The sequence below is a fragment of the Thiobacillus denitrificans ATCC 25259 genome (assembly GCF_000012745.1).
Classification (GTDB): Bacteria; Pseudomonadota; Gammaproteobacteria; order Burkholderiales; family Thiobacillaceae; genus Thiobacillus; species Thiobacillus denitrificans_B.
Genome location: NC_007404.1, coordinates 1,552,303 through 1,575,038, shown reverse-complemented (window position 1 = coordinate 1,575,038; position 22,736 = coordinate 1,552,303). Strand labels below are relative to the sequence as shown.

20 protein-coding genes are annotated in these 22,736 nt (G+C 67.9%); 11 read left to right on the top strand and 9 right to left on the bottom strand.

The window, feature by feature from the left end; all coding sequences use genetic code 11:
• Positions 1-134 precede the first annotated feature (134 nt).
• A complete protein-coding gene (locus TBD_RS07420; RefSeq protein ID WP_011311998.1) occupies positions 135-872 on the top strand; it encodes a hypothetical protein in 738 nt (245 codons plus the stop codon).
• Here the strand turns inward: TBD_RS07420 and TBD_RS07415 are convergent.
• Positions 869-2,803, bottom strand: coding sequence for a hypothetical protein (locus TBD_RS07415; RefSeq protein ID WP_238376435.1), 1,935 nt, complete (start codon positions 2,801-2,803; stop codon positions 869-871). The genes TBD_RS07420 and TBD_RS07415 overlap by 4 nt on opposite strands.
• Positions 2,804-3,004: 201 nt before the next feature.
• Here TBD_RS07415 and TBD_RS07410 point away from each other — a divergent pair, with 201 nt between their 5' ends.
• Positions 3,005-3,268: a c-type cytochrome gene (locus TBD_RS07410; protein ID WP_011311996.1), complete on the top strand. Its 264-nt coding sequence runs from the start codon at positions 3,005-3,007 to the stop codon at positions 3,266-3,268.
• 14 nt (positions 3,269-3,282) lie between these two features.
• Here TBD_RS07410 and TBD_RS07405 read toward each other — a convergent pair whose 3' ends face one another.
• Positions 3,283-3,537 (bottom strand): hypothetical protein, encoded by a 255-nt coding sequence (locus TBD_RS07405; RefSeq protein WP_041432520.1) that lies wholly within the window; start codon positions 3,535-3,537, stop codon positions 3,283-3,285.
• 124 nt (positions 3,538-3,661) lie between these two features.
• Between TBD_RS07405 and lexA the strand changes: the two genes are divergently transcribed.
• Positions 3,662-4,264 (top strand): transcriptional repressor LexA, encoded by a 603-nt coding sequence (gene lexA, locus TBD_RS07400; protein WP_041432518.1) that lies wholly within the window; start codon positions 3,662-3,664, stop codon positions 4,262-4,264.
• A 121-nt stretch (positions 4,265-4,385) separates the two neighbouring features.
• Here lexA and TBD_RS07395 read toward each other — a convergent pair whose 3' ends face one another.
• Both TBD_RS07395 and TBD_RS07390 read right to left on the bottom strand, forming a co-directional pair.
• Positions 4,386-5,006, bottom strand: a complete 621-nt coding sequence (locus TBD_RS07395; RefSeq protein ID WP_011311994.1) for a CDP-alcohol phosphatidyltransferase family protein — start codon at positions 5,004-5,006, stop codon at positions 4,386-4,388.
• 47 nt (positions 5,007-5,053) lie between these two features.
• Positions 5,054-5,704, bottom strand: a complete 651-nt coding sequence (locus tag TBD_RS07390; protein WP_041432515.1) for a UdgX family uracil-DNA binding protein — start codon at positions 5,702-5,704, stop codon at positions 5,054-5,056.
• A gap of 411 nt (positions 5,705-6,115) precedes the next feature.
• Between TBD_RS07390 and TBD_RS07385 the strand changes: the two genes are divergently transcribed.
• Entirely contained in the window at positions 6,116-9,073 is a 2,958-nt protein-coding gene (locus TBD_RS07385) for a putative bifunctional diguanylate cyclase/phosphodiesterase (RefSeq protein ID WP_049750230.1), read from the top strand.
• 36 nt (positions 9,074-9,109) lie between these two features.
• On the opposite strand, the gene TBD_RS07380 is transcribed toward TBD_RS07385, so the two are convergent.
• Positions 9,110-9,385 (bottom strand): hypothetical protein, encoded by a 276-nt coding sequence (locus TBD_RS07380; protein WP_011311991.1) that lies wholly within the window; start codon positions 9,383-9,385, stop codon positions 9,110-9,112.
• Positions 9,386-9,694: 309 nt separating this feature from the next.
• Here TBD_RS07380 and TBD_RS07375 point away from each other — a divergent pair, with 309 nt between their 5' ends.
• The 6 genes from TBD_RS07375 (at position 9,695) to TBD_RS07350 (ending at position 16,039) form a co-directional block, all read left to right on the top strand.
• Positions 9,695-10,045: a hypothetical protein gene (locus TBD_RS07375; protein WP_041432511.1), complete on the top strand. Its 351-nt coding sequence runs from the start codon at positions 9,695-9,697 to the stop codon at positions 10,043-10,045.
• Positions 10,046-10,090: 45 nt separating this feature from the next.
• A complete protein-coding gene (locus TBD_RS07370; protein WP_011311989.1) occupies positions 10,091-10,399 on the top strand; it encodes a hypothetical protein in 309 nt (102 codons plus the stop codon).
• An 11-nt stretch (positions 10,400-10,410) separates the two neighbouring features.
• Positions 10,411-11,535, top strand: a complete 1,125-nt coding sequence (locus tag TBD_RS07365; RefSeq protein WP_011311988.1) for a polysaccharide pyruvyl transferase family protein — start codon at positions 10,411-10,413, stop codon at positions 11,533-11,535.
• 13 nt (positions 11,536-11,548) lie between these two features.
• The gene (locus TBD_RS07360; RefSeq protein ID WP_011311987.1) at positions 11,549-12,985 is read left to right on the top strand and encodes an FAD-dependent oxidoreductase; all 1,437 of its coding nucleotides are present in this window, start codon (positions 11,549-11,551) and stop codon (positions 12,983-12,985) included.
• 98 nt (positions 12,986-13,083) lie between these two features.
• On the top strand, positions 13,084-15,228 hold the full coding sequence (locus tag TBD_RS07355) for a VTT domain-containing protein (protein WP_011311986.1): 2,145 nt from the start codon (positions 13,084-13,086) through the stop codon (positions 15,226-15,228).
• Positions 15,218-16,039, top strand: coding sequence for an endonuclease/exonuclease/phosphatase family protein (locus tag TBD_RS07350; protein ID WP_011311985.1), 822 nt, complete (start codon positions 15,218-15,220; stop codon positions 16,037-16,039). The genes TBD_RS07355 and TBD_RS07350 overlap by 11 nt, the downstream gene beginning before the upstream one ends.
• Here the strand turns inward: TBD_RS07350 and TBD_RS07345 are convergent.
• From TBD_RS07345 to TBD_RS07335, 3 genes are all read right to left on the bottom strand, one after another.
• Positions 16,036-17,457 carry a mercuric reductase gene (locus tag TBD_RS07345; protein WP_011311984.1) on the bottom strand — a complete coding sequence of 474 codons (1,422 nt, stop codon included), beginning with the start codon at positions 17,455-17,457 and terminating at the stop codon, positions 16,036-16,038. The genes TBD_RS07350 and TBD_RS07345 overlap by 4 nt on opposite strands.
• A 49-nt stretch (positions 17,458-17,506) precedes the next feature.
• Positions 17,507-19,999, bottom strand: coding sequence for an NAD-dependent epimerase/dehydratase family protein (locus TBD_RS07340; RefSeq protein ID WP_011311983.1), 2,493 nt, complete (start codon positions 19,997-19,999; stop codon positions 17,507-17,509).
• A 75-nt stretch (positions 20,000-20,074) separates the two neighbouring features.
• Positions 20,075-20,692 carry a hypothetical protein gene (locus TBD_RS07335; protein ID WP_011311982.1) on the bottom strand — a complete coding sequence of 206 codons (618 nt, stop codon included), beginning with the start codon at positions 20,690-20,692 and terminating at the stop codon, positions 20,075-20,077.
• 131 nt (positions 20,693-20,823) lie between these two features.
• Here TBD_RS07335 and TBD_RS07330 point away from each other — a divergent pair, with 131 nt between their 5' ends.
• The gene (locus TBD_RS07330; protein ID WP_011311981.1) at positions 20,824-21,528 is read left to right on the top strand and encodes an SDR family oxidoreductase; all 705 of its coding nucleotides are present in this window, start codon (positions 20,824-20,826) and stop codon (positions 21,526-21,528) included.
• Here TBD_RS07330 and TBD_RS07325 read toward each other — a convergent pair whose 3' ends face one another.
• Entirely contained in the window at positions 21,529-22,710 is a 1,182-nt protein-coding gene (locus TBD_RS07325) for an alkaline phosphatase family protein (protein ID WP_011311980.1), read from the bottom strand. It lies immediately after the preceding gene.
• Positions 22,711-22,736: the final 26 nt, after the last annotated feature.

Sequence of the window (22,736 nt, the reverse complement as noted above, 5' to 3'; positions counted from 1 at the left end):
TGATTTACCTGCTCCAAGCCCAAGGCGCTATTCTCACTCCAATACCCGTCGCCCGGTTAGGTGGAGGGAAGAGGAGTTGTGTGTTTGCCGCAAGGCAAGCTAGATCGATGGGTTGAACAATAAAGTCTTATTCGATGAGCGCTGTGTCCGATCCCTACGCCCGCATCTTCCTCCTGAGCCACATGCGCGCCTTCACCAGTTTGGCGGGGCACATTCTCGGCTCGCATCCGCAGATCAATGGCTACTACGAAATGCACATCAGCTATGAGGATGCCTTGGCGGTGGACAGGCAACTCGAGCTGTTCCGACAGGGCGATGTGCTCAAGCCAGACAGCCGCTATCTGTTCGACAAGCTGTTGCATAACGACTATGTGCTGAAGCCCGAGCGGCTGGCTCCGGCCGAACTCAAGATCCTGGTTTCCCTGGCGGAGCCGGCGCGTACGATCGGGAGCATCGTGCATCTATTCCGGCAGAAGCCCGACCCGGACCTTTATGCATCGCCTTTAGAGGCGGCGAACTACTACGTCGCGCGGCTCAAGGCGCTCGCCGACTTTTGCGGCACGGCCGAGCGGGGCTATTGCTACTTCGATGCGGAGCTGTTGCAGGCCGCGCCGGAGCGGCTGCTGCCCCGGCTGTCACACTGGCTCGAACTCGATTCGCCGCTGAGCGAGCGCTACCAGACCTTCAGCCAGACGGGCAAGGCGGGCAGGGGGGATTCGTCGGCGCGGATTCATGGCGGGCGCATCGACCGCACCCGGGTGGATTACTCGCACGTCGCGGTTCCGGAAGATGCGCTCAGCGCCGCGCAGACGGCATATCGGGAATGTCGGGAACAGATTGTTTCCGGCGCGGCGGATTCGATTCTGAACTAGAAGAGGCTGTCCCAGGCGTCCCGCTCGGCGCGGTAGTTCATCAAGGCTTCGACGATCTGCCGTTTGCGTGCCGCGCGATGCTCGGCGGACTGGATCTGGCGCCAGGCCTGCGCCTCCTCGCCGAAGTTGCGGTCGATGTTGTCGATGAAGGCGCGTACCTGCCGCAGCGCAGGGGCGAGGCCGGGCGCCTGTTCGCTGGCCCGTAGCCACCAGTGGCCGACGTCGAAGACGAGCGCGCTCAACTGCCGGTTCCTTTCACCGATCGCGTCGTGCTTCTGCTGGTATAGCGCGAGCAGTTCGACCTCTTTTTGTGCGACGACGGCTTCGATCGCGTCCTGCGCGAAGGGCCGGGTCACGTCAGTCTCTTTGACCAGCGCTTCGGTGGAAAACAGCATCAGGTCGCCGAAGAACTGGCGCTCGAATTCGTTGGAAACGTCGACGCGGGCGGCGTCCGCTTCGACGCCGGGGCGGAAGTCGTCGCCCGGCCCGGTCTCGGTGGTGCGGCGGTGCAGGTTGGGCATGTTGAACGAGGCGAAGCGGTGGCCGATTTCGGCCGCGATGAGCCGCCCGGCGGTGGGGCCCGACATGCGCAGCCGCAGGTGGCCGAAGGGGATGACGTATTTGAGCCCGGCGTAGTTGACGATGTAGTTGCCGGGGTAGACCGTGCGCGCCGGGGCGAGCGCCGTGTAGCCGCTGCCGTAGGCGAAGCCGGTCTTGCGGGTGAGGTGCTCGCCGAAGAAGAAGGCATTGAGCCGCTGCGCGAAATCGTTCAGGCAGGCGACGTGGTCGTGTTCGCCGGCGAGGCGGCAGGCATAGGGAAAGGTCGCCGGCTGGTTCTCGAATCCGAAAAGCTTCGCCATGTCGTGATAGGCGGCGTCGCCCACCGGCTCTTTTGGCAGGGCGTGGAACTGGCAGGCCTGCTCGGCATGCAGCGTGGCGAGCCGGGCGAAGAAGGCGGTCACGTCGTCGAGAAAATTCGCCGCCATCACCGCGGGCGACACGGGCGGGTCGCCGACCATCTTGCCGGTGAGCATCACGGTGTCGGTGTCGTGGAAGATCCTGTCGATGGCGTGGAAGTAAGGCAGCGCGTAGACGGCTTCCTCGCCGGCGGCGGTCTGCCGGTTCACGCACAGCGACTGGTCGCTGTCGATCAGGTAGTAGAGCGTATTGCGCGTGTCTTCGGTGAGCTGCAGGAACTTGAGGTAGCTGAGGTTGCGGTTGGCGGCCTGGCCCTTGAGGTAGAAGCGATCCCGCGGCTGGGTGGTGAGGAGCGTGCCCAGGCGCTCGCGCTGCTGCGAAGGCAGCGCGTGCAGCAGCTCGTACTGTTCCGCCAGCCCGAAGTGCACGACGCGCAGGCCTTTTTGCCGGTATTCCTCGACCAGTTCGATATGCCGGCGCACGTTGGCTTCGTCGCGGCTGTCTTCGCTGACGACGACCTGGACCGTGTCCCAGCTGCCGGATTCATGACCGCCGTAGTCGAACACGGCGCAGACCTGGTAAATGCTCTCGAGGCAGGCCTTGAGATGCAGCGGGCGATCCGCAACCGGAATGCCGAGGATGAAGTGGTGGCGGACGTCGCCGCGCAGTCGGCGCAGCGCTTCCTGTTCGCGGAACAGCGCCTGATAGTCGGTGAGCAGGGCATGGAAATCCCCTGATCCGGACCACATCGCCTGTTCCAGCAGCGCGGCGCACTCTTCATGGAGCGCGATGAGCGCGTCGAGCGGGGAGCCTCGCTCGTCCGTCGGCGCACGCGGGGCGGCAAGGCCGGGCGGTGCGACGCGTTCGCACAATCGCCTGCCGAGATCGGCGAGGTCAGGAATCCGGTCCTGATGGCGCGCGATGCAGCCGAGCAGGTTCGCAGCGGCGGCTTCGCCCGAGGCTGCGATGGCTGCGGGAAACTGAACGGAGAATGCGTTCGCCGGAATGTTCATCGACGTTGGGCCAGCACGAGGCGCGTGCTTCGAAGCAAAGGCCTTATAGTAACCGTCGATGCCGCATGCCGGAGGCTGCATGGGCACCTCGCGTCCGGTAGCGAAGCCCCGAGTTCACGCCATGGTTAAACAGCGCTCATGCCCGGGCACCGGCGCGAAGTCGCCACGCCGATCGGAACCACCCCGCTGATGAGGACGACGATGAAGTTACGCTTTTTGCTCCTGATGCTCGGTACGGGCCTGACACTCCCCGCGCTCGCGCAAGACGCTGCCCGCGGCAGCGCGTTATTCCAGACCCAGTGCAGCCGTTGTCACCGCGACGGCGCGGCGGCGATGCAGACGCCGCTGACCGAGCTGCCGACCTTTCTTGCCGGCAAGTCGGTGCGGGTGCACCGTTTCCGCTTGAGCGAGACCGAGGTCCAGGACGTCATCGCCTATCTCGCTTCCGAGCGGCCGGCGCAATAAGCCGGCCGCCGCTTTCAGTTCCTGAGCCGTACCCGGCGTTCCACCGTCAGCACGTCGCCTGACGCGTCGACCACCGCGTACAGCCGGGGCTGCGGGCGGCCGGCGCAAGAAGGCCCGGGGCTGGGGCTGTCGAGGTAGACCACTTGCGCGCCGTCGAGCTGCTTTTCGACCTGACCGTGGGCGAGGAGGTCGTTCAGGGCAGCGATCGAAATGCCGCGCTGCTTCATGCGGCTGAAGGCGAGGGGGCTGATCTTTCCGAGTTTCATCATGCGGGTCTCCTGCGATGCACGGCAGCCGGGCCACCGTGCCTTGGCGTTTTTCGGGTTGGGTACTTATACTGTACGGACATACAGTAACGTACTGTACATGCATACAGTATCCGGAGGAAGCCCCATGCGAGACCTGACCCCGCGCCAGGAAGAAATCCTGAACCTCATCCGCGAGTGGATCGACACCACCGGCTCGCCGCCGACGCGCGCCGAGATCGCGCAGCACTTCGGCTTCAGTTCGCCGAACGCGGCCGAGCAGCATCTCAAGACGCTGGCGAAGAAGGGCGCGCTGGAACTCGTGTCGGGGGCCTCGCGCGGCATCCGCCTGCCGGGCGGCGGCGGCCTTGCGGTCGTCGGCCAGGTCGCGGCGGGCAGTCCGATCCTCGCGCAGGAAAACATCGAGCGGCATGTCCAGGTCGACACCGCGCTGTTCAGCCCGCGCGCGGACTACCTGCTCAAGGTGCGCGGTCAGAGCATGAAGGACATCGGCATCCTCGACGGCGACCTGCTCGCCGTGCACCGCAGCGCCGAGGCGCGGGCCGGGCAGGTCGTCGTCGCACGCATCGGTGATGAGGTCACGGTCAAGCGCTTCCAGAAACGCGGCCATACCGTGCAGCTCCTGCCCGAGAACGCCGACTTCGAACCGATCGTCGTCGACCTCAAGCGCCAGGAGCTCGTCATCGAGGGTATCGCGGTCGGCGTGATCCGCAGCGGCAGGAGCCTCTAACCGCGGCCAGCCCTACCGCGGCGGCTCCGCTTCGCGCGAGGCGCCGGGTTGACGCTGCTGGCCGTGGCCGCGGGGCGACGGTTTCCGTCGGCGCGGTAGCCCCTTGGGCGCGAGCCCGGCTTCAGAATTTCGGAATGTGCAGGGTCCGGCTGATCATCAGCGAGCCCGACAGCGCGAACATCAGCACGAGCGGGTGAAGGTCCCCCGGGCCGAGGCCGACGACGCCGAGCCACAGGCGCTCGCCGGTCGCGCCGGTCCAGACCGCGGCGGCCATCACGAAAACGAGCAGCAGCGACGTCGGGATCGGCGTGCCCTCGAAGTACTTCACTTTGTCGCCGCCCTGCGCCAGGGCGTCCGCGGTGATGTTGAAGCGGGCGAGGCGGCTCACGCCGCAGGCGACGAAATAGATCAGCACGAGGCGGTCCCATAAGCCGTTCATGCCGATCCCGTAGGCGATCGCCGCCGGCGCGACGCCGAAGGAGATGATGTCGGCGAGCGAGTCGAGTTCGCGGCCGAGCAGTGAGCTCCGCTGCCGCCAGCGCGCGACGCGGCCATCGAAGACGTCGAGCACGAAGGCGACCACTACGAGCGCGGCGGCGAGCAGCAATTGTTGCGGCGCGCTAGCCTGAAGATGGCTCATCACGGCGAATACCGCGGCGACGCCGCAGCCGGCGTTGCCGAGCGTGAGCCAGTCCGCGAGGTGGAAGCCGCGGATCATCGAGAAATGCCTGCCTTGTTTCATGGTTTGCCCTCGAGCCGGGATTGCTCAGTCACTATAGCCGGCTGGATTCATTTGCCCGGCGCGATCAGGCCGGCCGCGATCCTGAGGTCGGCGATGAATGCGTCCATCTCCCGCTGCCGGTCTTCGTGGCTGCGCTGGCGCAGGATGGCCGAGGGATGGATCGTCGCGACGACGTGGGGCGCGAGCGGGGACGCGACGAGCTGGCCGCGCTGGCGCGTGACGCGGAAGTCGCGCCCGAGCAGGGCTTGCGCCGCGGTCGCGCCGAGGCAGACGATGAGGTGCGGGCGCAGCAGCGCGATTTCCCGCTCGAGCCACGGAAAACACGCGTCGATCTCGCGCAGGTTAGGTTTGCTGTGCATGCGCCGCTTGCCGCTCGGCTCCCACTTGAAATGCTTGACGACGTTGGTGACGTAGGTCGCCGCGCGGTCGATCCCGGCTGCCGCAAGGCCTTCGTCGAGCACGCGCCCGGCGGAGCCAACGAAGGGGCGGCCTTCGAGGTCTTCGTCGTTGCCGGGCTGCTCGCCGACAAGCAGCACGCGCGCATGGCTCGCGCCTTCGCCGAAAACCGTCTGCGTCGCATTCCTGTAGAGGGCACAGCCCCGGCAGCCGCGCGCGGCGCGACGCAGCGCGTCGATCGAGCGCGTCTTCGGCACGAAGGGGGCCGCGGTGGGCGGCGTTTCGTCGTCGGCCTCGGCCATTTGAGCCTCCTCAGGGTGGGCAGCGCGTCGGGCGGGGCGGCAGTGCGCGCGCTGCATCGGTTGCCTGCTCGGCCGCGGCAGACACGATCCGCGGCCGTAATGGCTGCTGACCTGAAAATAGGCGGATTTTTATCGCGGGGGTAGGTCTTTCCCATGCGCAAAAACGGGTTTTTCATTTAATCTTGCGCTTGCCGGCCGCCTGGAAGCGAGTCCGGCAGGACCTACAGCGATATCAACAAGCATTGCGGAATCTGACTTCACAATGAGTTGTGAACGCGGGCGGCGACAGCCTCCTGCGCGAGTGAAGTGCTATTTGAGGATTTCGATTTGATGAATCAAGACAGCCGGACGAGACTCGGTTGGCCGGCGCGCGTTGCGCTGTTTGTTGGTGTAGCGACTGTTTTAGGTGGGATGGCCGGTGCGAGCCTGGTGCAGGACACGGGCCTGGCGCGGTTTTTCGACAATCTGCACTGGACCGCGAGCACCATCACCGCCGCGGTGCTCGCCTGCTTCGCGGCGGGGTCGCCGCGTTCTCCGGAAAGCGCGCGCGGCCTGCGCTGGATCGCGGCGGGCCTGACGGCCTACGCGATCGGCCAGCTCGTCTGGGACGCGCAGGCCTTGCTAGGCTACGCCGACTTCCCATCCCCCTCCGATTTCTTCTATCTGCTGCTCGGCCCCCTGGTCGCGACGGGGCTCATGTTCGAAGCCTTCCGCGTCGGCGACGCCGCGGAGCGCAAGACGCTCCTGCTCGATTCGATCGGCCTCGCGATCGGCGTCACGCTGCTGGTGCTCGTGCTCTATCTGCCGGCCGGCGGCCAGATCAAGCTGCTCAGCGTCGCGGTGATGCTCGCGTATCCCGCGAGCCTGATCGCCGCCGCGTCGATCGGACTGGTCGCCGAGCCGACGCTGCGCCTCCGCTTCTCGTGGAGCTACTGGCTGTTCCTGCTGTCGCTCGTCGGCAGCGCGACCGTCTGGATGATTTGGAATACCTGGGCGCTGCGCGGCGAAACCGTCGCCAACATCAGGGTCGACGCCGTGTTCTCACTGACGGCGCTTGGAATGGGCGTCGCCACGCTTTACTGGCAGGTCGGCGCGTCGCCGAACCTGCACTGGGAGCGCTGGAGTCAGGCGATCGTGCGCGTGCTCCCCCTCGCGACGGTCGTCCTTGCGGGCTCGGCGGTGGTGTTGCTGGGCGACCGCACCGACGTCTCCGCTACGTCGCGCACGGCCGTCACCATCGCGTCGCTGACCGTCATCGTCCTCGCGATGCTCAGGCAGGGCATGCTGCTGCGCGAACACGCCCAGCTCAAGATCGTCACCCGCAACCTCGAGGAAAGCGAGCGGCAGAAGAACCTGATCCTGCATACGCTGCCCGACCTCGTCTGGCTCAAGGACGCCGACGGCGTCTACCAGATGTGCAATCCGGCCTTCGAACGCTTCACCGGCAGAACCGAGGCCGAAATGCGCGGCAAGACCGACTTCGACATCGTCGGCCCCGAACTCGCGCGCAAGTTCCGCAACGAGGACGCCCAGGCCATGCTGGCGGACCACCCGCTCACGAGCATGCACGCACTCCAGGCGGTGGACGGGCGCGACGTCCAGATCGAGTCGGTGAAGACCACGCTGCGCGACCGCGACCGCAGGGTGCTCGGCATCCTCGGCATCGCGCGCGACGTCACCGAACGGCAGCGCGCGAGCGAGCAGCTTGCCCTCGTGAATTTCGCGCTCAACCACGTCAAGGAAGCGGCCCTGCTCGCCGACGAGAACGCGCAGTTTCACTATGTGAACGACGAGGCCTGCCGCTCGCTCGGGTGGACGCCCGAGGAACTGCTACGGCTCAAGGTCACCGACATCGACCGCGACCTGACCGGACGCGGCCAGTGGCGCGCGCTCTGGGAGCAGATCAAGGTGCTTAATTCGATGACAATCGAAGGCCACTACAAGACGCGCAGCGGCAGGACTTTCCCGGTCGAGGTCAGCGTCAATTATTTCGTCTACGGCGGCCGGGAATACGTGCTGAGCCTCGTGCGCGACGTCACCGAGCGCAAGGAGGTCGAAGCGCAGATCCGCAGCCTAGCCTACTTCGATTCGCTGACCGGCCTGCCCAACCGCCGGCTGCTGCTCGACCGCCTGAACCAGGCGCGGCTTTCGAGCGAACGCACCCGCGAGTATGGCGCGCTGATGATCCTCGACCTCGACCGCTTCAAGACGCTCAACGACACGCAAGGCCACGACGTGGGCGACCGCCTGCTGATCGACGTGGCCCGTCGCCTGACCGCGAGCGTGCGGCAGAACGACACCGTCTGCCGGCTCGGCGGCGACGAGTTCGTCGTCGTGCTCGAAGGCTTCGGCAGCGACGAGGACCAGGCCGTCACCCAGGCCGAAGCGATCGCCGAGAAGGTCCGCGCGGCGCTCAACCAGCCGTATTCGCTCAGCGGCAACGGCTCGCGCTTCCACAGCACGACGAGCGTCGGACTCACGCTCTTCTGCGGGCACGACGCCACCGCCGACATGTTGCTGAAGCAGGCCGACGTCGCGCTCTACCAGGCCAAGGACGCCGGGCGTAACCTCGTGCGCTTCTTCAACCCGGCGATGCAGGCGGCGATCGATACGCGCATGGCGATGGAAGCGGCGCTGCGCCAGGCCTTGGAGCGCGATGAATTCCATGTCTACTACCAGCCCCAGGTCGACCAGCGCGAGCGCGTGATCGGCGCCGAAGCCCTGTTGCGCTGGCGCCCGCAGGGCAACGAAGCGATTTCACCGCTCGAGTTCATCCCGCTCGCGGAGGAAACCGGCCTCATTCTGCCGATCGGCAAGTGGGTACTCGACGTGGCCTGCGCGCAGCTCAAGGCCTGGGAGAGCGACCCGCGCGCGGCGCATCTCAAGATCGCCGTGAACGTCAGCGCGCGGCAGTTCCACGAGCCCGATTTCGTCGCGACGGTGCAGGACAGCCTCGCGCGCAGCGGCGTAGACCCGACCCGGCTCCAGCTCGAGCTGACCGAGAGCGTCGTGCTCGAGAAAATCGAGACCGTGGTCAGTCGCATGGAGGAACTGAACGCGCTCGGCGTGAGCTTCTGCCTCGACGACTTCGGCACCGGCTACTCGTCCTTGTCCTACCTCAAGCGCCTGCCGCTCGATCAGGTCAAGATCGACCAGTCCTTCGTCCGCGACGTCGTCGACGATTCGAACGACGCCGCGATCGTCCAGGCGATCATGGCGATGAGCCGTTCGCTCGGCCTGAACGTCATCGCCGAGGGCGTCGAGACCCACGCGCAGCGGGACTTCCTCGCCGGAAAATGCCTCGGCTACCAGGGCTTCCTGTTCTGCGAGCCGATTCCGATCGAGCAGTGGGAGCGCGTGCTGAAGTAGGGCCCCGCCGCGGACGCGCGCGGGACCTGCGAACCGCTATTCATCCATCTCGAAGCCGCCGACCGGCTCGGCGTCGTGCATCTGCGGATGGGCTGTCCGCAGCCAGCCGGCCTCGCTGCCCCAGAAGACCGGCTTTTCGGTCTGCAGCATGTGCAGCAGGTTGCGGTAGTCCTCCGAGCCGAGGTTGGTCAGGCGGAAGAGGTCGCTGATGCGGGTTGCGCTGCGCAGGATGATGCGGCCGCGGCCGGATTTTTCGGGCGACCCCGACGGCATCCATTCCGCGTAATAGTGGCCGATGTTGACGACTGCCATCTCGATTCTCCTTCGCTGGACGACCTTCTAAAAATAGGCGTTTTCGTGCGCCACGCTTGCCCCGCCCCCCGGCCTGCCTAGAGTGATAAACGGGGTGCGTGTCGATGCCGAAGTCCGCAAGAATTCTGCTCGCCTGCCTGCTCTGCCTGGTCGTCATCGCCGGCGCGGTCTGGGTCGTACGTAGTTTCACAAGCTGAAAAGCCGCGCAGGCCGGCGCGCTGGATGTTCTATAAAACAGTTGGCGGCGCACCGCGCCCGCCACTCACGCCCGCCGGGCGACACCCAACAGGCAATAAAAGGAGACGTGCTTTGCAGATCGACAGAGGCGGCCACCATCCGGACGCATTGAGGCTGGCCTGGGCGGGGCGCGAGACCGTCGGACCGGTTCTCGACGCCGTGAAGCAGGGCGGCAAGGTCGAAATTACCTTGCCGCAGAGCCTGCATCACGCCCTGTTCAGGCGGCTCCACCCTGGGCCGGACACCGGTGTGGCGGAGATCGTCGATCAGCGGGGCGGTCGCGAACTGGCCGAAATGCTCGCGACGCTCGCCGGGCTCGACGCGCTCGCGGAGCTCATTGAGCCCCTTGCCGACGCCGGCTACCAGCTCCACGTCGTCAGCCCCGCACCGGTTCTCTCGCTGCTTCCACCCGAGGCGGCCTAGCCGCCGCGAATTGAAGCCGGCCCCGCCCGGGGCCGGCCAGCTTCCATGACCGATGTGCTCGCCTTGATCGTCTGGCTCGTCCTGCTCGCCCTCGCGGTTCCCTACGTGCGGCGTGCCAAGCACCCGCGTGCGAAGACCCTTGCCGCGACGATGCTGTTCGTGCTGCTGTTCTTTCTCGTCAGTTCGGCGCTCTTCTTCGGCTTTTCCCGGCTGCTCGTCGCACTCGGCCGCGGCGACGTGCTCGACAGCGCGGGGTGGGCGAGCGTTTTTCTCGCGCTCGTTTTCGTGCCGGCCTTTCTGTTCGCACGCTGGATGATCAAACGTCCGCCGTGGGACAGGCCGGCGCCGAAGTGAGCCGGACGCGCATGACAGCCCGCAAGCAGGTCTTCCGCATCGGCATCGTCGGCTCCTACGGCGGCATGAACCTCGGCGACGAGGCGATTCTGCAGAGCATCGTTCAGCAGATTCGCGCCTCGGTCAAAGCCGAGATCACCGTGTTTTCGCGCGACGCCGCGGACACCCGGGCGCGTCACGCCGTCGACAGGACCGTGTCGACGCGGGACGCCTCGCGCGCCGAGTTGCTGCCTTTCATCGAACCGCTCGACCTGCTGCTCGTCGGGGGCGGCGGCATCCTGTTCGATTCCGAGGCGCGCGTGTTTCTGCGCGAGGCGATGATCGCGCGCGAGGTCGGCGTGCCGTTCATGGTCTACGCGATCGGTGCGGGTCCGCTCGAGGACAGGGCGACGCTCGAGGCCGTGCGCGAATGTCTCGAGGACGCGAAGATCGTGACGGTGCGCGAGGCATCGGCGCGCCAGGTGCTCGAGGCGGCAGGGGTGCGCCGCGAAATCATCGTCACGGCCGACCCGGCCTTGCTGCTGCGGCCCGAGCCGCTGCCGCGCAGCGCGTTGCCGCGCGAGGCAGTTGAGTGGAAGGGGCCGGTCGTCGGCATGTCGGTGCGCGAACCGGGCGCGGCCGCACCCGACCTCAGCGAGGACATCTACCACCAGCTCCTCGCCAACGCGGCCGACTTCATGGTCGACCGCTACGGCGCCGAAGTCGTGTTCGTGCCGATGGAGCGCGGCGTGCTCGACATGCAGCACAGCCACGCGGTCGTCGCGCGCATGCTGCGCCCGCAGCGCGCCTCGGTGCTGAAAGGCGAGTACACCCCGGGCCAGCTGATGACGCTGATCGGGCGCTTTTCGTTCGCCGTCGGCATGCGGCTGCACTTCATGATTTTCTCGGCGCTGCAGCGGGTGCCCTTCGTCGCGCTGCCCTATGCCGCCAAGGTCGGCGGTTTCATCGACCGCATCGGTGTCGGCGCGCCGCCGCTGCAACTCGTCAACGCGGGGCGCCTGATCGCGCACATCGACCGCTCGTGGGACCGCCGCCGCGCGCTGATCCGGCAGATCGACCGCGCGCTGCCCACGCTGCAGGGCGCGGCGCGCCAGACCCACGAACTCATGCTTCGCGTACTGCGCGGGGAAGACTGAAAGGAGCCTCGCAATGCCCGTGTTGCATCGCCCGGAGCAGGCGCTCACCGTGACCCTGCCGCCGCGCAGCGCGCAGGTGGCCGCCGATTGCGACGTGCTCGTCGTCGGCGGCGGCCCGGCCGGCATCGGCGCCGCGCTCGGCGCGGCGGCGGCCGGCGCGCGCACCGTGCTGGTCGAGCGCTACGGATTTCTCGGCGGCAACGCGACCGCGGCGCTCGTGATGCCGCTGATGTCCTTCCACACGAGCCGACCGCAGATCGAGCAATCCGGCGCGCATACGCTCCTGCCGACCGACCACGGCCCGGGAACGCCGGTCATCGCCGGCGCGGTACGACAGTTCATCGCGCGCCTGCTCGCCCACGGCGGCGCGGTGCCGCCGGATCTGAGCACCGGCTACACGGTGCCCTTCGACCCCGAGCTGTTCAAGCTCACTGCGCTCGAACTGCTCGACGAGGCCGGCGTGTCCTTCCTCTTCCACGCCTTCGCGTCGGGCGTGCTCGGCGAGGGACGCTGCGGCGGGGTCGTGTTCGAAACCAAGGGCGGCCCGCAGGTCGTGCGCGCGCGCATGATCGTCGACGCAACCGGGGACGGCGACATCGCGGTGGCGGCCGGCGCGCCTTACGAGATCGGGCGCGAGGCCGACGGCATGGTGCAGCCGATGACGCTGATGTTTCGCGTCGCCGATTTCGAGCGCGTCGGCTTCGAGACCTATGTCGCCGCGCACCCCGATCAATGGCGCGGCGTGCACGGCTTGTGGGATCTCGTCGCACGTGCGACCGCGGCGGGCGACCTCGACCTGCCGCGTGAAGACATCCTGCTGTTCGCGACCCCGCATCTGCATGAAGTCAGCGTCAACAGCACGCGCGTCACGGCCCATGACCGAAGGCTGCTCGGCAGCGACCCCTTCGACCTCAGCTACGCGGAATGGGTGAGCCGCGGGCAGATGCGACAGGTCGCCGCATTCCTGCGCAAGTACGTGCCGGGGTTCGAGGAGTCGTACGCGGTGCAAAGCGGCGTCCAGATCGGCGTGCGCGAGACGCGGCGAATACGCGGCGACTATCGCCTGAGCGCCGACGACGTGCTCACGGCACGCAAGTTCGGCGACGTCATCGCGCGCAGCACCTATCCGATCGACATTCACAACGCGACCGGCACGGGCACGGTGTTGAAGCGCCTGCCGCCGAACGAGGCCTACGACATTCCGCTGCGCTGCCTGCTGCCGCAGGGGCTCGACAACGTGCTGACCGCCGGGCGCTGCATTTCGGGCGACAGCGAGGCGCACTCGTCCTACCGCGTGATGGTCGTCTGCATGGCGACCGGGCAGGCGGCCGGCGCCTGCGCCGCGCTCGCGGCGCGCGGCAAGACGTCGACACGCAGCGTCGACCCGGCCGAGGTGCAGCGCGAGCTGCTGCGCCAGGGCGTCAACCTGCGCGAGCTTTCGCTTTTTTGACGCCCGCGGCCGCGCGCGTCCGGGAACCTTGGCGCAGAAAGACGTTCTCGCTAGCTATAGTGAATCGACAAAGTTCATAAGGAGGGGAGGATGCGTGCGTGGCGCGCACCCGGGCAATGGGCAGGCTAGTCGAAGGAAAAAACTGCTGGCGTTACGAACATGCGAACCGAGTCGCCTTCCTCGTCGACGGCGCGGCCTACTTCGACGCGTTCGGCCGTGCTGCGTTGCGCGCGCAGCGCTCGATCCTGATCGTCGGCTGGGATTTCAACAGCCGCACGCGCCTGTGGCACGACGACGCGCCACGCGGCGTGCCGCCGGTGCTCGGCGACTTCCTGGATTTTCTCGTCAAGCGCAATCACGCGCTGCAGGTCCACATCCTCGACTGGGATTTTCCGATGATCTACGCGGTCGACCGCGAGGCGCCGCCGCTCTTCGGACTCGGCTGGCAGCCGCGTCATCACATCCATTTTCATTTCGACAGCCATTTCCCGGTCGGCGGATCGCATCATCAGAAGATCGTCGTGATCGACGACGCGGTCGCCTTCGTCGGCGGCATCGATCTCGCGGCGGACCGCTGGGACACGCCCGAGCACCGCGCCGACGACCCGCGCCGCATGCGCGGCGACGCCGCCTACGGCCCGGTGCACGACGTGATGATCGCGGTCGACGGCGACGCAGCCGCTGCGCTCGGCGATCTCGCTCGCACGCGCTGGCTGCGCGGAACCGGCGAGCGGCTTCATGCCCACCCCGGCGAAGGTGATCCGTGGCCGGCGGAACTCGCGCCCGAGCTCGTCGACGTGCACGTCGGGATCGCGCGCACCGAACCCGAGTACGACGGCCTGCCCGAGGTGCGCGAGGTCGAGGCGCTGTATCTCGACATGCTCGACGCGGCGAAAAAGCTGATCTACATCGAGAACCAGTATTTCACGTCGCTGCGCGTCGGCGCCTGGCTCGAGGAACGGCTGCGCTGCGAAGACTGCCCGGAAATCGTGATCGTGCTGCGGCGCTCGTCCGACGGCTGGCTCGAAGGGCCGACGATGGGCACGCTGCGCAGCCAGCTGCTCGAACGCCTGCGCCGCGCCGACCACCATGGCCGGCTGCACGTCTACTATCCCGACGTGCCGGGCCTCGGCGAGCGCAGCATCAACGTGCATGCCAAGCTGTGTATCGTCGACGATGAGATCGTGCGCGTCGGCTCGGCGAATCTCAACAATCGCTCGATGGGTTTCGACACCGAATGCGATCTCGCGATCGAGGCCGAGGGCAATGCGAATGTGCGTGCGGCGATCGCCGCGTTCCGCGACCGGCTGCTCGCCGAACATCTCGACGTCAGCCCGCGCGAGGTCGCCGCCGCGTTCGAGCGCGAAGCGACCGCGGCCAAGGCCGTCGACGCGCTGGCACACGGCGAGCGGCGCCTGCTGCCCTTGAGCTCCGACGTCTGGTCCAGTTCGCTCGCGCCGCTCGCCGAACTTGCCGATCTCGAGCGACCGGTCGCTCCGGAAGAGCTGATCAGCCAGTTCTCTCCTGACGCCCCGGTCGACGAAAAACGCGGGCGGCCGCTGCTCGGCGTGCTCGTGGTGCTCGTGGTTTTCGGCGGCCTGTTTGCGCTCTGGCGCTGGACCCCGCTGTCCGAATACGTCACGCCGACTGCCGTCGCCGGCTGGGCCGACCTGCTGGCGGCCGAGCCGGCCGGCCCCTTGATCGTGATCGGCGCCTACACGCTGGCGACGTTCACGATGTTTCCGCGGCCGTTGATCACGCTCGCCGCGGTGCTGGCCTATGGCCCCTTGCAGGGCTTCGCCTATGCGATGGCCGGGATGCTGACCGCGGCGATGGTGACGTATTACGGCGGGCGCGCACTGAGCCGCGACACGGTACGGCGCGTCGCCGGCGCGCGGCTCAACCGCCTGTCGCGCGAACTGCGGCGGCGCGGCCTGCTTTCGGTCGTCGCGGTGCGGCTCGTGCCGATCGCCCCGTTCATCGTCGTCAACATGGTGGCGGGCGCGGCGCGCATCCGCGTCGACCATTACTTCATCGGCACCGCACTCGGCATACTGCCGGGTGCGCTCGTCGCGACGATCTTCGGCGGGCAGCTGCACAGTGCGCTGCGCGATCCGTCGAGCATCAACTACGCGCTGGTCGGCATCGTCGTCGCGGCCGCGCTCGTGGCCTTCTTCGTCCTGCGCAAGTGGTTGCGCAGGCAACTCGCCGCCGACGGGAAAGCGGACGCCGATGTGGGTTAGCCGCAAGGGTCACAGCTTCTCGGTGGCTTCCTACAACATTCACCAGTGCGTCGGCGTCGACCGCCGCCGTGATGCCGCACGCATCGCAACGGTGATCCGCGACCTCGACTGCGACGCGATCGGCCTGCAGGAAGTCGATTCACGGGCCGGGCCGCACGCCGACTCGAAACAACTCGAATATCTCGCAGAGGCGACCGGCATGCAGGCGCTCGCCGGGCCGACGATCCTGCGCCACGACGGCGATTACGGCAACGCCCTGCTGACGCGGCGGCCGATCCTCGCGGTTCGCCGGCACGACCTTTCGTTCCGCAGCCGCGAACCGCGCGGCGCGCTCGACGTCGACCTCGACGTCCACGGCCATCGCGTGCGCGTCATCGTCACCCACCTCGGCCTGCGTCCGGCCGAGCGGCGCTACCAGGTCAAGCTGCTGCTCAAGCTCCTGCATCCGGTCGAGCCCGGCCAGCCCGTCGTCGCGCTCGGCGACATCAACGAATGGCTGCCGCTGAGCCGGCCGCTGCGCTGGATGCACGGCCTGCTCGGGCCGCCGCCCTGGCAACGCACGTTTCCGACCTTGTTGCCGATGTTCGCGCTCGACCGCGTCTGGGTGCGGCCGCACAGCGCGCTGGTCGATCTGCGCGCGCACCGGCGCAAGCCGGCGCGCATGGCGTCCGACCACTATCCGCTCAGGGCGGTGATCGCGATGCCGGAGCCATTCGACCGCCCGAGTGCGCAGGCGAGAGGGGATGGCGGGGGCGAGGCGGAACGGTGCGCGAGCGAACCGGTCGTGCGCGAAACACAGCGTGAAACCTAACGCGGTAGCGGCTGCGGTGCGGCGAAGAGGGCGTTGAGCGATTCGGCGAGCGTCGGGTGGGCGAACACCGCGTCGTGCAGGCGGGAGTAGGGAATGCGGCCCATCATCGCGAGTTGCAGCATCGCCATCAGTTCGCCGCCGTCGGCCCCGAGCGCGGCCGCCCCCAGGATCTCTCCGCTGTCGGCATCGATGAGCGCCTTGACGAAGCCGCGGGCCTCGCCCGTCTCGATCGCGCGCGCGACCTGGGCCATCTGCAGGTGCGCGCGCAATACGCGGCGCCCGCTCTGCCGGGCCTCACGCTCGCTAAGACCGATGCGTCCGAGTTGCGGATCGGTGAATACCGTGTAGGGAACGGGCCGGTCCGCGACGCTCGCGCCGCCGTCGCCGAGCAGATTGGTCTTCAGCACGCGCGCGTCGTCGTAGGCGATGTGGGTAAAAGCGGGTCCGCCCTTGACGTCGCCCAGCGCATAGATGCCGGCGGCACTGGTTTCAAGCCGATCGTTCACGCGGATGTAGCCGTCGGCACCGGTCTCCACGCCGGCGGCGGCGAGATCGAGGTCGTCGCTATTGGGCCTGCGGCCGGTGGCGACGAGAAGGTGCGAGCCGAGCAGGCGCAACGGGCCGGTAGGCGTCTTGAGGTTGAGCGCGATGCTGTCGCCGTCGCTGCTGCGCCCCCGGTCGGCGTCGAGGATTTTCGCCTCGAGGTACACCTTGACGCCGTCTTCCACGAGCATTTCGCGCAGCGCCTCGGCGACGTCGGGGTCTTCACGTGGCGCGAGTTGTTCGTCGCGCTGGATGAGGCTGACCTCGCTGCCGAAGCGGCGGAACATCTGCGCGAATTCGAGCCCGACGTAACCGCCGCCGATGACGAGCAGATGCGGCGGCAGCGTCTCGAGCGCGAGCAGCGCGTCGTCGTGCAGCAGCGGCAGCCGCTCGAGGCCGGGTATCGGCGGCAGCGCCGCGCGGGTGCCGGTGTTGATGAAGACGTGCGCTGCCGCGAGCGTGCGCGATTCGCCGTCCGGGCGCCGCACGATGAGCGTGCGGGCGTCCTGGAAGATGGCGTCACCGAAGATCAGTTCGACATTGTCGGCGCCTGCGAGCGAGGCCTCGAGGCGACGACGGAAACGCGCGACGATCGCACGCGCGCGTTGCATTACGGCCGGAAAATCGACCTCGACCGTGCCAGCCCGCAGGCCGAATTCGGCCGCCCGGCGCGCGAGGGCGGCGACGCGTGCGCTTGCAGCCATCGCTTTGGTCGGCGTGCAGCCGAAGTTGATGCACGAGCCGCCGACGTGCCGGCGCTCGACGACGGCGGTCCTCCAGCCGGCGGCGCCGAGCGCGACGGCGAGCGGCGCCGCGGCTTGTCCGGCGCCGACGATCACCGCGTCGAAGTTGTCGTGGTCGGTCTCGGAACCCATCGCACCTCCTGTCACTGCGCGCCGCTTTACCCGTGATGGCCGTGGCCGCTCAGAGCAGATAGCGGCTCCACGCCCCGTAGTGGTTGTCGATACGACCGCGCGGCATGCTGAGCGCGATCAGCAACAGGCCGGCAAGGATGCCGGCCGCGTCGGCGACGAGACTGCCGCCGTCGAACATGAAGGGGGCGAACATCAGCGCGATGCCGAGCAGTGCATTGACGAAGCGAAGCGGGCGTGCGGCTTCGGCGAGCGCGCTGATCGATGCCGTGATGACGAGTGCGCCGAGCAGGTGGTCGCTGTCGGCCTGCGCGCCCGCGGTGTCGAAGACGAGCCGCGTACACATCATCCAGATGCCGAGCGCTGCGCTCGCGAGCAGGGTCCACGGCGCGTTGACGCCGCCGCCGAGCATGTCGCGGAGCACCTCGCGCGCCGGGCGCTCGAAGTCGTCGCCGGGCGTGCGCGCACCGCCTTCCATCGTGTCGCCGCGGAAAAAAGCGAGGATCAGCGACTTGCCCTGGCGCCGGCGGTCGAGCAGAAACTGGCCGCTGGCGACGAGTTCGTCGAGCGAATACGGAATCTGCAGCAGCATGGCCGCGGCGGCGACGAGGCACAGCGTGCACCAGGTGCCGATGACGATGGGCTGGATGATGATGAAGAACAGGCTGATCGCGCCGAGCGGCACGATCATGACGCCGAACAGGACGACGAGCCAGGGCATGGTGCGCCAGCGTGCGCGCCCGCCGATGATGCCGGTGAGGATTTCGAGCATGTAGGTCGTCGCGCCGAGGCCGGCGTCGGGCACCGGCCAGGCCTGCGACACCTCGGAGGTGATGATGCGCTCGGTGCCCTCGCCGAAGAAGGGGTCCCAGGCGCTTTCGGTATGGCCGAGCTGGTAGGCCGCGAGATAGCGCGAGATCGCGAGGCCGACGAAGGCGAGCGCGATGATCGGAATGCGCTGGGTCCAGCCCGAGGGCGTGTAGTCCCATCCGGGCGGCACATCGGGCCCGGTCGTCCGCGCCGCGACGCCGACGCCCGGCGTCGGCGGGACCAGCATCGAAAAGCCGATCACGAGCGCGCCGACGAGCGTGTCGTTGAGATATCCCGCGGCCGTCGGCGCCCAGAACACGAGCGGCGCGAACAAGAGCCATACGCCGACGCTCGCGGTGACGACCCGTGCCCAGGCGAAGTGCCGCGACAGCGAAAGCGTGCCGAAGATGAGGACGAGCGCGCCGCTGATGACGTCGTTCAGCGTCATCGCCTGATCCGGATAGCCGAGGATCGGCGGGCTCGACATCAGCCACAGGCCGAGGCCGATGTTGAGAAAATGCGCCCAGAGATACTGCGCGTGCTGGCCTCGCGCCGTCGTCTCGGCGTTCTCGAGCAAGGCGTGCGCGTCGTCGGGATGCTCGGTCAGGGTCTCGAGCCACTCGGGCGGCGGGATCTTGTTGGCGCGGTACCAGTCGAGTGGATCGGCCTTGAGCGCGGCAACGATGCCGGGCAGCTCGTCGCGCAGGCTGTGGCGCGGCGTCCACCCGAGCAGCGCGTGCGCGCGCGAGACGTCGAGTTCGTAATGGTCGTCGGCGAGTTCGACCATGAAGGGTTTGACGAAGGGCTTCTCGCCGCGGTCGACCGAGTCGGGAACGACGGTCTCGAGCGTGCGCTGCAGCATGGCGCCGGCCTTGGCCAAAGGCTTGGGCAGGGTCTCGGTCTCCCAGTGTTCGCCGTGGATCAGCGTGCCGAGCCGGTTTTGCGTCGCGTCGTAGCTCAGCGGAACGGGCTCGCCGACCAGCAGCGCGAGGTCGGGCGGCAAGCTGGTCCGGCGCTGCACCACGCGCACCAGCGCGTCGCAAAGATCATCGATGTGGATGAACGACTGACCGTGCGAGGTCTCGCCGGGGAAGAGGCGGGCCTCGAGCTTGCGCTCGTAGATCCAGCGGATCTGGTGGGCCAGCGTCGGCGGCTGGACCGCCGACGTGTAGACGCCGGCGATGCGCAGCAGCACGTAGGGAATCGCGCCGTGCGCCTCGGCGACGACGGCTTCGGTCTCGAGCTTCGATTGCGGATAGGCCCAGCGCGGCGCGAGCGGCGACGATTCGTCGATCGGCACCCCCGGCGTGGTCGGCGCGTGCACGAGCATCGTCGAGGCGTAGACGAATTGTTCGACCTCGAATGCCTGCAGCGCCTTCAGCAGGCGGCGCGTGCCGTCGACGTTGACCGCGCGATAGAGCGGGTTGGCCTCGCCGCTGAAGTCGTAATAACCGGCCAGATGGACGACTGCGGCGATGCGCGTGCCATGACGTTGCTTCACCTCGCGCAGCGCGGCGTCGACGCTCTCGTCCGAAGTCAGATCGCAGCGCAGGCTTTCGGCGTGGGCGAGTTGCTTGGGCGTGCGGTCGAGGCAGACGAGCGTATAGCCCGCGGCTGACAGCGCGGCGCTGAGCGCGCGGCCGAGAAAGCCGGTCGCGCCCGTCAGCAGGACGAGGGGCTTGGTCGTGGCCGAATCGGCTACGTCGTCCGCGGGGTTGCTGATCGCCTCGCCCATGCTCCTCCCGTTCTACGGTTCTGCACACCCACGCCCGGACGCGCGCGGTTCTTCGCTAGCGACCGCGCGCCGGCGCTACGGTTCCGCATCGCGCAGAAACGCGCCGAGCGCGGCCTTCGCGCCGCCGATCCACGGCGCGCCGTGGGCGAACAGCAGGTTGTCGAATTCGCGTTCGCGCAGGTGCTCCTGAAACGCCTTGCGCAGGCCGCGCTTGACTGTTTTCGGGCTGTCGCCCATGTAGGCATCGGGAACGAAGCTGAGCTTGCCGCGCTGGCGCACGACCGCGTCGCCGACGCTCATCATGCCGCCGTGGAGCGGCAGGTAGAACGCGGTCTCCTCGGGGCACAGGGCACCGACCTTGAGCGCCATGACGCCGCCCGGAAGCTCGCTGCCGTGGGCGAATCCGCTGACCTTTTCGCCCGCCGTGAATTCGTGCAGTCCGTCCTTGTGGCACCACACGCGGGTGCCGAGGCGTGCGGCGAAGCGCCCGCTGTGGCGATAGTGGTGACGGTTCGTCAGGTAGGCGTGGCCGGGTACGCCGTGCAGTGCGAACCAGTCGAGCCCCTGTGCGGGAAGCCGCGGATCGATCACGAAGGCCGGTTCGGTCGCGTTGACGTAATAGGAATGGACGTAGGCCTGTATGCCCTTGTGGAAGGTCTTCCAGTGGAAGACGCCGGGCAGGATTTCCTTCATGCGCGTGTCCTCGGATGCAATCGTAGAACTCAGTTAAGACGATGCCTCGCGCAAAGTGAAGCCCGACGCGGCTTCGCGCGCGGTTGTCTATCCGCGGTCTATAAAGATTCCATGACAGCGAGACCACGACGATGCGACCCCGCCAGACCGTCCTGATCACCGGCGCGAGCCGGGGCCTCGGGCTCGAATGGGCGCGGCAGTATGCCGAAGACGGCTGGGGCGTGTGCGCGACCTGCCGCCGCCCGGAAGAGGCGCGCGAACTGACGGCGCTCGCGGCGCAGCATCGCGATGTCAGCGTGCACCGGCTCGACGTGACCGATGCCGAGCAACTGCGCACGCTGCAACTCGATCTCGAAGAGGCGTGCATCGACGTGCTGCTCAACAACGCGGGCGTCTACCTCGACAAGTTCCTTGGCGACTTCGGCGGCATCGACTACGAAGTCTGGTTGCGCAGCTTCGCCGTCAACACGCTCGGTGCCGTTCGCGTCAGCGAGGCGTTCGCCGCGCAGGTCGCGCGCAGCGAGAAGAAGCTCGTCGTCGTGACCACGAGCCACATGGGATCGATCACCGACATCAGCGCGCCGGGCAGCTACGCCTACCGCTCGAGCAAGGCGGCCTTGAACGCCGCGATGAAGGGCATCGCGCCGGCACTCGAGCCGCGCGGCATCGGCCTCCTGCTGCTGCATCCGGGCTGGGTCAAAACGCGCATGGGCGGCCGCGACGCGCCGTATACGCCCGAACAGAGCGTTCGCGGCATGCGCCGTCTGGTCGAGAAATTCGACCCGTCGATGAACGCGCGTTTCTTCCGTTTCGACGGCAGCGAAATGCCCTGGTAGTCAGTCGCGCACCACAACCACGAGCGGGACCCGCATTTCTGCCGCCGACGCGCCGCCGTGCACGCCGAGATGGGCATGGCGCACTTCGCCGAGCAGCCAGTCGCGCAGGATCGCGCGCCCGCGCGGCAGCAGGAGGTAGTCGCCGATGCGGTCGCCGAGCGCGGGATGGGCTTCGCCGGGGCCGAACCAGCCGTCGTGGACGAGCGACGCGCTCCGGTACACGCGCACCCGGTCGGCGAGTTCCGCCGCGAGATAGGCCTCGAATTCGGCCTCGCGCCCGGCGCGCACGTAGGCGTAGGCGGCGCGGGCTTCGCCGCATAGCGGCAAGAGCAGCGTCGCGCGCAGCGCGGGGTGATCGTCGAGATCGATCGTTTCCCCGGGTGGTGAATCGATGAAGCCGTGGTCGGCGGTGACCACGATGACGCAGTCGCGCGCGGACTCGATCAGGCGCGTGAACGACGCATTGAGCGCATTGAAGGCGTCGACGACTTCGGCGCTGTCGACGCCGTGTTCGTGCGCGAGGCTGTCGAGCCGCGGCCAGTAGGCGTGGATGTAGCTCGGCGTGGGCCGGCGCAGCAGGTCGGCCAGCACCGCAAACATCTCCTCGAGGCTGTCGTAGCCGTAGCGCTGCGCCGGCCCCGCGAGCGCCACGTTGAAGTCGGAATGCACGATGTTCTCCGGGCTGACGACGTGGCTCGCGCGCGTCAGCCGGGCGAACAGCGGCGTGAGTCCGAACAGCGAACCCGGCGAGACGCCCGCATCGCGCAGCGCCTGGCGTCCGGTGCGCAGACGGAACGGAAGTGGCGCGACGACCGCGCCGATCTCGCGGAAGTACATGTGCCAGCCGGTCAGTCCGTGTTGCTGCGGCGCGAGCCCGGTCAGGAAGGTCGGAATCGCGCTCGCCGTCGTTGACGGAAAGACCGACGTGAGCTCGGCGCGCATGCAGCGCCGCAGCGGCCCGCCCTGGCGCGCCAGAAAGGCGCTGCCCAGCCCGTCGACCACGAGCATCAGCACGTGCCGGGCGGCGGCGAGCGTCTCGGGCGGCAGCGCCGTGAGTGTCGGGTAGGGGCTGCCATCCGCGAGCGCCGTCGTGATCGAACTCATGAGGTTGACCAGACCCCCGCCGGCGTAATCGGGTAGTACGAAATCCGGGTCGGGTGCCGCCGCGCGCCTCGCGTCCATGTCGAAAAACGTTCCTCGCCGGCGTT